Genomic DNA, 10,205 nt, shown 5'->3' with positions numbered 1-10,205 from the left:
AGCGCGTCGTGTCTCCGGAGGAGACCGCGCGCTGTCACTATCGTGACAGAAGACTGTAACGGCGCTCCGCGCCTTTGGCTGGCTGGAGGGGAGGGTCTGTATCCTTGCGGTACATTTCTGGTTGGGGTGTCTGGTCTCTTGCGGGGTGGGGCCGGCCTCCGGCGGTGTTCGCGTCATCCTGGCGTCCTTCAGGGGGTTCAGTGGGCTCTAGCTGGCCTTTTGGGCGTCCTGCTGGGGGTGCCGGCCTGGCGGTCTACGGGTGTCCGGGCCTTGATTGTGGCCTCGTGGCGTCTGGGTGACTGCCGTGTTGTGTACCCCGAGTGTGTCACGTTGTGGAGTGTATTGCAAGTGTACCGCGGGAGCTAACGGAAAAGAGTGTGTCACGTTCTGTTGTTGTGTATTGGTCTGAACCACTCGCGATGATATCAGGTGGATTGGGCTTTAGGAAGGGGTGGGGTTTCGGCTTTGGCTGCGGTCGCGAGCCGAATGGGAATGCGCAGCGAAAAGGGGCGGCTCGCGCGGTGCGCAATGCGATGTTTCCTCGGTGGCCGGTGTATTCCGGCTGCGCGTCCGATTGTCCGGCGCGTCGAATGCGGGGGCGCGGGTGCGGTGCGGCGGCGCTGTGGGCCTGACTGCGGCCTCTACAGCATGGTGCGGTGGCGTCGGGCGCAGGTCACCAGGATGGCGGCGGCGAGACGGGGGTCGGTGGTGCCGAAATCCAGGGTGGACAGCAGCACCTCGTCGCGTTCGAAGGACTGTGCGCCGTCGGCGGGGTCGCGGCGGTAGTGGACCGTCGCGGTGGTCTTGGTGAGCGGGGCGTGGCCGCCGACCACGAGGCCGGCGAACGCGTCGTAGGCGCCGCGGGGGTCGTCCTCCCAGCACAGGGCGGGCATGTCGTTGGCGGGGGTGTAGAAGACCAACCCGGGGACCGCGGCGGCCTCCTCGGCGAGGGCGGCGGCGAACTCCTTGTGCCACCGCCGCTGTTCGTGGCGCTCGCTGTCACTGACGGGCCATGGTGGGTCTCCGTTCCTGGGCGTTGGCAGCGGAGTGTAGGGGGCGCCCGACAAGGCCGGGCCCGCCGGGGCCAGGGAGGCGGCCGGGGGTCAGGCGCCGAGGCCGAGGTGGGAGACGTAGGTGTAGGCGCCCCAGTCGGAGTCGAGCTCCTGGATGGCGTCGACCCAGATGCCCGCCAGGGCGGCTGCGTTGCCGGCGGCCAGGGCGTCGACGGCGTCGTCCCAGATGTAGCGGCCCTGGATCCGGCGCACCCGCAGCTCACGGCGGCGGGTCTCCAGCACCACGTCCTGGTTGATCGGGTGGATCTCGATCGCGGTACCGCGGCCACCGCGGTTCAAATGCTGCTTCAACGGCCCGGGGTTGGCCAACACGTTGCGGGCACGCAGGTTCCAGTACGCGGTGTCGACCGCCTCGGCGTTGGCCGGCAGCGGCCGGCGGGTGCCCTTCATCCAGGCGCGGAGGGTGGCCGCGGTGGCGGTGACCCCGGCCTCGGCGAGGGCTGCCGGGCCGCCCTGGTGGGTGGTGAGGTACCGCATGCGGGCCATCAGGCCGCGGCGGGTCGTGACCGGGGACTTGATGCCGCCCTCGGTGATCAACCGCTCCAACGCGTCCTCCAAGGCCCGGCCCAGCGCTTCCCCACCGTGGACGTTGCCCGCGTCCCGGTCCGCCCCGTACGCGCCGAACCGGCGCCATCCATCCGTCGACATTTAACGTCCCTTTGCCTTTCTAGGCGGCGCTGCGGGGCAGGGTGTATTGGTCTTTCGGTTTCATTTCCTGGGTCAGGCGGCCTTCCTTGAATACCTGGCGCCAGTCGCCGCCGGTGACGTGGAGTTCGTCCGTGCCGCGCAACGAGACCACGGTCAGACCGCTTTTATGGGCGCGGTGTGCTTTGTACCAGAGGTTCGCGAACGCCTGCGACCGGAAGCAGTGCATGTACTCGGACCGGCGCATTTCGCGGTTCGCGCTGGATTCACCGATCGTCGAGACGAGTTTCGCGTACATCGCCTTGATATACGCCTCGGTCACCGTGTCCCCGCTGCGGATGGCGTCCTCGCGGGCCTGGGTCAGGACCCGCCGGAACTTCTCGAACAGGATCTCCGTCCCGCCCGACGTCCAGGACTCCGCGATCACCGGGGCCTCGCACAGGCCCTCCTTCGCGCACCGGATCAGCAGCCGGACGGTGGGGTCGGTCAGGATGATCGAGCCGGTCTCGCGGCGGTTCCCGATCGGGTCGGGCAGGTGCGGATGCTCCCACACCGGGCGGGAGTTCAGCAGGTAGACGCCTGAGCGCTTCGGGTCGAAACCGCCGTTCGGGTCGTGGACCAGCTTCCCGATCGGCAGGTGCGTCTTCAGCGCGGACAGGTACGCGGCGTTGGTGTCCAGGACGGCGACCGCCACCGGGGCGCGGGTACCGGCCTCCAACTCGTCGAGGAGGGGGACGTTGAACCACTTGTGGCGGCCCTCCCACACCTCATCCGCGCCGCTGCGGGTCTTCTTCCGGAGAATATCGGGGAGTTCCGGGAAAGCCGTGTGCTCATACGTCGACCCCACCCGCGTCGCCTCGAAAAGCGCCATCGCATCAGGAATCGCCGATTTCTCCAAAGCGGCAGTCGCCGCCTCCACGTCACCGCCGTGTTCCTTGAGGGCCCGGTCCACCTTCCGCGTGATCATCGCGGTGAAGTCCGAATAGTCCCGCCCCCCGTACTTCCCCGTGCCCTCCTCCCCCGCCGTGCTCGTGCGGCGCGGCGCCGACGAGGCCGCAGGCGGGCGCTGCGCGGCCCGGCGCAGCGGCGTGCTCGTACCCTGCGCCGTGCGGGCACCGGCAGGCTCCAAGACGTGCTCCCGGGCCCCTTCGGGGCCCTCCTCGGGGCCGGCAGGGCCAGCGGCGGGATTAGCAGGGCCAGCGAGGCCGGCGGCGGGGTGTGCGGGGCTGGCGGGGCCGAGGTCGGCGGCGGGCCCCGCGGGGACCGCTGGCGTTGCGGCCGACGGCGCCGGAGCGGCAGGCGGTGCGGAGTCGAGGGGCGGGCGCTGCGCGGTCCCGGGGCGGATGACCTCCGGCCACACCCCAGGGGCGGCAGGGGCAGTGCCGGGCGGGGCGGGCGAAGGGACGGGCGCAGCGGGGGTGTTCGGGTGTGCCGGTGTGCGGCCGGACGCGGGCCGGGCCGGGGAGGGCGCGTGGCCGGGTGTGCCGGGGGTGGGTGTCGGGGTGTTGGGGGGCGGGGGGAAGGCGTCGGCCAGGGCGCGGGCGGGCGGGTCCAGGAGACGGGCGTGGGCCAGGTCCGCGAGGAGGACGGCCTCCCCCAGGGTGCCGAGGTCGCGTTCGGTGGCGGTGGCGTGCACCCACGTGGTGCCTGGGGTGCCATCGGTGGTCAGGAGCAGCCGCACGTCCGCCGCCAGGCCCGCGGCCTGCCCGCCGGCGGGGCCGGGGGCGGCGGTGTCCGGGGGCGGGCTGTCGAGGACGGCGAGGACTGGCACGTGGCGGGTGCGGGCGAGGTGGGCGAGGGCCTGGGCGGCGTCGGCGACCTGCGCGGGGCCGGACAGCGGCAGACGCGGGTCCGGAGCGGTTTGGAGGCGGTCGACGACCACCAGCGCCAGGTCCGGCAGTTCGGCGGCAGTGGCGTCGATGGCGTCGGCCGTCAGGCTGGCGCCGTCGTCCAGGAACAGCGGGGCGGCGGCGAGGTGGCCGTACAGCGTTGCGGCGTCCTCGCGTTCCTCGTCGGTCAGGCGACCGGCGCGCAGGCGGCGGTAGTCGACCGGGAGGTGCGCGGCGACGATCCGGGCGGCGACGTCGGCGGCGGTCAGGCCGGACGCGGCGTACAGGACGGGCAGGTTCCGGTCCAGCGCGGTCGTGCGGGCCGCGGCGGTCGCCAGGAGGCTCCCGCCGACACCGGGGGCCGCGGTCACGAGGTAGAGGCGGCCGGGCTGCAGCGGGCCGAGCAGGTCATCCAGGGCCCGGATACCCAACGCCGCGCCGGTCGGCGCATCCGCAGGGCCGGTCGGGGTCAACACGCGGTCCAGGACGTCCGCGAACGAGGACAACCGGCGCGGGACGGGGCGCAGCGACGGAGCCATGGGGACCGACGGTGCCGGGGCGGGTGCCGACAGTGCGGCGGGCTTGGCAGCAGGCCCGGCGGAGGCCGGGACGGCGCCGGGCGGCACCGCGTCTGCGTCTGCGCGTTCGGCGGGCACTGCGGCCGCGGGGGCTGCGGGGGCTGCGGGGGTGGGGGCGGGAGGAGCAGGTGCCGGGGCGGCGGGGCCGGGTGCGGGTGTGATGGCGGTTCCCTCGTCGACGGCCGCCGCGGCCCAGGCGGCCGGGGCGGCGGGGGCGGCCGCGGTGCCGGGCGTGGCGGCGGCCCCGGCGGCCGGAGCGGCCGGGGCGGTGGCCGCGGCGGGAACGGGGGTGCTGGGCGCGGCTGTTGCCGGGTTTAGGGGTTCCGGGGCGGGCGTGGCGGGGGCGGCCGCCGGGACGGCGGCGGCGGGCGGAACGGGCGCGGGACCGGGGTCGGCGGCCGGGGACACAGCGCTCGGGGCGGGGGCAGGTACGGGCGTGATGGCGGTTCCCTCGTCGACGGCGGCCGCGGCCCAGGCCGGGGCGGCGGATACAGCGGGCAAGGCAGGGGCAGGCGTCGGCGCGGTCGTGGTGTCCGCGGTACCGAGCGCGGCAGGGGACCCGGCATCCGGAGGGGCGGCCGGGGCGGGACCCGGAGTACCGGGCGCGGCGGGTGCCGGGGCCTGGGGTGCCGGGGCAGGCCCGGCGGAGGTGGTCTCGACGGCCGGGGGTGGGGCGGTGCCGGGCGCCGGGGTGGGGGTGGGGGCGCCGTCGGGGCCAGCGGGCAGTAGGACCGCGACGGGGGTGCTGTGACGGCGCAGGACCTGCGGACGGCCGGCCGCGGCGTGCGCGATCAGGTCGCCCAGGTGTTTGCGGCCCTGGACGGTCGAGAACGCCGGGGCGGGGTTCAGGTCCCAGCCCAGTGCGGTGGCGGTTTCGGGGCTGGTCAGGACCGCCCGGTCCCCACGGGTGGCCAGCACCGTGGCGGTGCCCTCCCCGGCCGCGCGGACCAGCTGCGGGAGCGCCGCGCGGGCCTCGTGGAGCGTGCCCGGCCCCGCCACCACCAGCCCCGGCACCAAGGCCGCCGGGGCCGGAGCGGAGGCCCGGGCGGGGGCGGGGGCGGCCGGAACCGCTGCCTCGGGGACTCGGGTCAGGACCGGCACAAGTCCGCCCGCGGCCGCCGGAACCGGGCCCGAGCCGGGAGCAGCGGCGGGGGCGGGGCCCTGCGACGCGGTCGCCTCGAGGAGACCAGCAGGGCAGCCAGCCGCTTCGGACGGGAGTCCGTCAGGCAACTGTTCTGTGTGCGAGGTGGGGTGGGCCGGGGACTTGGACCGCTTGGGCGTGGCCGGGACGCTGTCCGGGGCCGTCTCCGGGGCCGTGGGGGCGGGCGTGGGGGGTTCGGGCGCGGCGGAGACCGGCCGGGCAACGCCGAGACCGGTGCCAGGGGTTGCGCTGCCGGACACCGGCACGGCCGCCGGGGCGGGGACGCGGCCGGCGAGGGCGGGCGTTGACCGGCCGGCGGTCGGGGCGGCGGGGAGGAGGACGGCGACGAGGGTGCTGTGGCGGAGCACGACCTGCGGACGGCCGGCCGCGGCGGCCCGGATGAGGCGGCCGAGTCTTTCGCGGGTGTCCGCGACCCCGTGCGACGGCGCAGCCTGGAGGTCCCAGCCCGCCGCGGCCGCCGCTTGCGGGCTGGTGAGGTGGGCGTGGTGCGGGCCCGTCGACAAGGCGGTGGTCGTGCCCGCCTCGGCCGCGCGGAGCAGCCGGGGCAGTTCGGCGCGGGCCTCGTGGAGCGTTCCCGGACCCGCAACCGGTTCCGGAACGGGAGACGGCGCGGGCACGGGTACGGGCGGGGTACCGGCGGCGGGGGTCTCGTGGGGCGCAGCAGCGGCCGGAGCGGCCGGAGCCGCTGTGGACGGCTCCCCCGCCGGGTCCGGGGCGGAGGCCGGCGCGGCAGCGACCGAAGCGGCCGGGTTGGTGGGAGGCGCCGCAGCGGGAGCGGCGGCGTCCGGAGTCTTCCCGGGAGCACCAGCCGAGGCGGGCGGAGTCGTTGCGGCCGAACGAGCGGCCTTGCGAAGGGGCTTCGCCGCCGGAGCCTGAGCCAAAGCCGAGGCAGCGGCGGAGGCAGGATCCGCGGGAGACGTGGGGGCGTCCGGGCGCCGGGCAGCGGACGGGGCAGGAGACGGGACCTGGGGCGCGGCGGGGGCGACGGCGCGAGTTCTGGTCGCTTCCCCGGCTGCCGCCGCGTTGCGGCGGGAAGCGGAGGCCGAGGCGGCCGGAGCGGCGGGGGCGGGGAGCGCGGGGCGGATGTATCGGGCCCAAGTCAACTCCAACAGGTCCCACAGTTCCTGCGCGGGCACACTGCGCGCGCCGCCAAACGCGGCACGCTCGGCGGTGAGCAGCACATGCCAGTGGCCGCCGGTCGCCCGCAGCTCGGCAAGCGCCGTAACCGCCTCACGCAAAGGTGTACCGGCTTCCCCGGCGAGGCGGCCGCGCGGCGGAGACACCAACGGCTGTGCGCCCGTGGCCAGGACCTCCAGGACCTCGTACGGCGGGACCTCCGGGTCCGTCCAGAACACGTCGGACGGAGCGGGCAAGGCGACGCCCCCGGCAAGTCCCGTACCGGCCCCGGCACCCGAAGGCACGACGGCGGACAGCCCGGACGCCGGGGCGGATGAGGCAGCGCGGCCGGCAGACGCCGCAGCGATCGGAGCAGCGGCCGAGGCGGCGGGCACGGCAGCACCGACGGGCTCGGCAGCTGGCACAGCGCGGGAACGGCCCTGCCGGGCAACGGACTTCCCAGGCACGGCGGGCGGTCCTGGTGCAGCGGCAGAACGGGCCTTGCGGACCCTGGACTTCACCGGCGCCTTCACCGGCACGGACTTCCCGGGCGGCTTACCGGGCGTCTCGTCTTCCGTGGTGGCACGGGCTGTACAGGCCCCGGGCCCGGGCCTCCCGGCCTCTGCAGAGGGCCGGGACTCCGCGGGCCCGGACGGGATGCCGCCGCCGGTCGGCGCGGCAGGCGAGGTGCTGTCCGATCCGTCCGAGAACAACACCCCCGGAACCGGACTGGTCGTCGGCGGGTACGCCGCGGGGGCGGGACGGGCCTTCCGGGCCCCGGACTCCGCGGATCCGGACGAGGGCCGGGGCTTCGCGCGCTCGGACGGCTTCACCACAACAACGACCTCCACCACCACAGGACCCACGGGACCGGCACGGACCACCGCCAGGAAATGTACCGACTCGGGGGAGTGTAATACAGGACGGTACACAGTCTCGACACAGACACGAAAACATGTCACGCACAACGCCAGATGTGGCAGACGTGTCGACCGAAGGCCCAACCACGGGGATCGACGGTTCGGGCACCGCACCCGCGCCCCTGCACCAGGCAGGCCAACACCTGTCTGCGTCACATGAAGGCACCCCGGAAAGCCCGCTGCTCCCGCAATGAGGCTGGCGTCCGCCGGCGCCCCCTCACGCGGCGGCGCGACTCCTGCCGAGCCCGTCGACCATCCCCGGTACCGGACCGGTACCCCTGCCGCGACCCGTGTGCCGCGGCATCCATCGGAGGCCGCATGACCCCCCAGACCCCCACCACGCCCACGCAGCCGAGCAGCGCGCCCTGCCCGCAGACCTCACCGGCGCAGACGCCACTGCAGCAGGCCCCACCGACCAGGGTCCCGCCGACCTCGGCCCCCAGCCGCTGCAACTCACCTGGACGCGGAACGGTGCCACCCTGGTCCTGTCTCTGGCCGGGTATGCCGACTCCGACGCGGCCCTCGAACTCGACGAGGCCGCCCGTCGCCTGACCGCGCACGACGGACCGGTGGAGATCGACCTGGCGGGAGTCGGCTTCCTCGACTCCACCGGCGTGCACTTCCTCGTCAATCAGCACCGCCACCACACCGGCCACCACCACGCATTCCGCGTCACCCGCGTCCGCCCCCACCCCGCACACGTACTCCACATCTGCGGCGTCCACCGCCTCCTCGCCGGCACCGACCCGGCCCCCGCACCGGACCTCGCCGCCGCCGAGTGACCGGATGACGGCCAGGCGGCACCCGCAGCCGGCGATGACGCGGCGCGCCATTGCCGCCGCCGAGGACCGCACGCGTGGCAGCGACGAGCGCAGCGTTCGAGGCCCCCCGCGCATCGAGGCCGTGGCGCGCTCCGCGCCGTGCTGCCGTGGCAGCGACAACCACTCACCTCCGCCCGAGAGCCGTCGGGGTTGGGCGTCAGACGGTTCGGCGCCGTCCCTGGGGGCAGCCGCCAACCGAAGCGTCCGCTTCCCGACCCCGGAGGACATGATGATCATCAAGAAGCTGCACGACATGGGACTGCGCAGCGAGCACGCCTACGCCGCGGCGCTCGGCTCGATCGGCCTGACGTTCACTTCGTGGCTGGCCAGCACCAAAGCCGAGAACGTCGAACGCGCCGATCGCTGGGGGATATTCGTCGGTGAATGGGCGCCGACCTTCTTCGGGCTGGGGCTCGCCCTCGCCCAGTACGAGAACGGCTCGACGGCTGACGCGCAGGCCCCGGGGACACACGACTTCGCCCCTAACTGACCCGACCCCGGGTAAGCACGCGGCTCGCCTACTGCGAGCCTCTCCCCCACCCGCTGAACACCGCCAGGCATCCGACCAGCAAGCCTGCGGGCCGGTCACCGCGGCAGCACGACACCGCGACCGGCCCCACCGCAGGCGCAACCAGCACACCAAACCCGCTCAGTCCGGCTGTTCCGACGCGCCGCTGCCCGGGCCGCCCCCACCCGGCCGGCCCGGCAATCCCGGCCCGGGAACGGCAGCAGTCACGTTGGTGGCGGCATCGACGCGACCGGCGCCTCCAGGACCTCCAGGACCTCACACATCCGCAACGGCAAGGCCACCGCGTCCGGACCGCCCGCGCCGCCGTACCGGAACGCGCCGCCCGGGGAGAACGACGCCCACACCGTATGCCCGGCCCTGGTCATCCGAAGGCTTCCGCCCGCGTCCTTCCGCACCGCCCAGCCGAACAGCTCCGCCGTCGCCTGAAGATCGCCGCCGTATGGGAGTCCGTGGGATTCACACCCTTCCGCAACGGGGTCTACCTCCTCGACCCCGCCCTCCGCCGTCCCGGCGACCGACGCACCGCCTGGCAAGCGCACTTCGGCCAGCGACCGGGCCTCACATACACGACACGCCCGCTCTCGACAGCGCTGCCGGATCGCCGCGTCGCGGCGTGCGGCCCGCTCGGTCAGTCGGTCCAGGTCTTCAGGACCGCGGCGATGCTCGGCACGGTGCAGGTGTCCTTGCGCAGTTCGGTGACCAGCGCGGTGACCTCGTCGCGGCCGAGTTTGGTGGTGATGCCGCACGCGGTGAGGTAGCCGTGCGCCACCGCGACCGCGACCGTCATGTTCGAACGCTCCAGCCACATCACCCGCCCCAGCAGCTGGCACAGCGCAGCCGCGCGCACGAACGGCCCGGTGTAGACGTCCTGTCCGGCCAGGACCGCCTGGTGGCGGGCGACCGCGGCGATCGGCAGGCCGTAGTCCTCCGGCGCCGGGTCGCCGTCGCCGGCCTCGCGGGCGACCTCGAGGATCCACGCCAGGTCCACCGCCAGGTTCGGGTCGGTCACCGGGCTGCCAGTTCCTCGATGAGGTCGCCGTAGCCGACGATCACCTCACGCGCGCCCTCCAGGAACCGCTCCCGCACCCCGTCGTTGTCCCGACGCACCAACTGCTCGATGTAGTCGTTCAACGGCATATGCCGTGTCTCCGCCGCCTGACGGGCCATCTCCGCTGTCTCGTCGCTCATCCGCACGTTCACCTGCGTCTTCGCCATACCCGCGAAGATACCACCTGATACCAGGCTCAGGTACGGCCACCCGACACCATCGTCGAGGTGAGCGCCCAAGCTGCGCACCCGCGATGCCGCCGACACCGCTACTCGGTGCGCGTCGCCGGATCGCCACGATGTCGGGGCAGTTCCGGAGAACCGGGTGTGTACTCGGTGCAGAGCCGCGATGATCCCGGGATATGGATGGTTGGGGTGAACCCCGTTTTGAGAGGGCGGTAAGAGAGCTGGTGTCCGTTTCGTGATTGTGGGCGTCGGTGGCGGCAATGTCGCTGGTGGGGCCGGTGTTCAGGGCTTCGGGAGTG

General features: G+C 74.1%; 8 protein-coding genes. 2 read left to right on the top strand and 6 right to left on the bottom strand.

The window, feature by feature from the left end; genetic code table 11:
- Window positions 1–641: 641 nt before the first annotated feature.
- The 3 genes from ACWD12_RS40635 to ACWD12_RS40625 are packed head-to-tail and all read right to left on the bottom strand — an operon-like array spanning window position 642 to window position 5,904.
- Window positions 642–1,067: a hypothetical protein gene (locus ACWD12_RS40635; protein WP_450103896.1), complete on the bottom strand. Its 426-nt coding sequence runs from the start codon at window positions 1,065–1,067 to the stop codon at window positions 642–644.
- Between the two features lie 36 nt (window positions 1,068–1,103).
- Window positions 1,104–1,721, bottom strand: a complete 618-nt coding sequence (locus tag ACWD12_RS40630; protein ID WP_450103895.1) for a hypothetical protein — start codon at window positions 1,719–1,721, stop codon at window positions 1,104–1,106.
- A 19-nt stretch (window positions 1,722–1,740) separates the two neighbouring features.
- On the bottom strand, window positions 1,741–5,904 hold the full coding sequence (locus ACWD12_RS40625) for a DnaB-like helicase C-terminal domain-containing protein (RefSeq protein ID WP_450103894.1): 4,164 nt from the start codon (window positions 5,902–5,904) through the stop codon (window positions 1,741–1,743).
- Between the two features lie 1,709 nt (window positions 5,905–7,613).
- Here ACWD12_RS40625 and ACWD12_RS40620 point away from each other — a divergent pair.
- Window positions 7,614–8,105 carry an STAS domain-containing protein gene (locus tag ACWD12_RS40620; protein WP_450103893.1) on the top strand — a complete coding sequence of 164 codons (492 nt, stop codon included), beginning with the start codon at window positions 7,614–7,616 and terminating at the stop codon, window positions 8,103–8,105.
- 268 nt (window positions 8,106–8,373) lie between these two features.
- The gene (locus ACWD12_RS40615) at window positions 8,374–8,634 is read left to right on the top strand and encodes a hypothetical protein (protein ID WP_450103897.1); all 261 of its coding nucleotides are present in this window, start codon (window positions 8,374–8,376) and stop codon (window positions 8,632–8,634) included.
- 242 nt (window positions 8,635–8,876) lie between these two features.
- Here ACWD12_RS40615 and ACWD12_RS40610 read toward each other — a convergent pair whose 3' ends face one another.
- The 3 genes from ACWD12_RS40610 to ACWD12_RS40600 form a co-directional block, all read right to left on the bottom strand.
- Window positions 8,877–9,038, bottom strand: coding sequence for a hypothetical protein (locus ACWD12_RS40610; protein WP_450103892.1), 162 nt, complete (start codon window positions 9,036–9,038; stop codon window positions 8,877–8,879).
- A 263-nt stretch (window positions 9,039–9,301) separates the two neighbouring features.
- Window positions 9,302–9,682, bottom strand: a complete 381-nt coding sequence (locus ACWD12_RS40605) for a fic family toxin-antitoxin system, toxin component (protein ID WP_450103891.1) — start codon at window positions 9,680–9,682, stop codon at window positions 9,302–9,304.
- A complete protein-coding gene (locus ACWD12_RS40600) occupies window positions 9,679–9,888 on the bottom strand; it encodes a hypothetical protein (protein ID WP_450103890.1) in 210 nt (69 codons plus the stop codon). Before ACWD12_RS40600 ends, ACWD12_RS40605 begins: the two co-directional genes overlap by 4 nt.
- Window positions 9,889–10,205 lie beyond the last annotated feature (317 nt).

It is taken from the genome of Streptodolium elevatio (genome assembly GCF_053592165.1).
The sequence above is the reverse complement of the archived record's forward strand: the minus strand, read 5'-3'. Positions and strand labels throughout refer to the sequence as shown.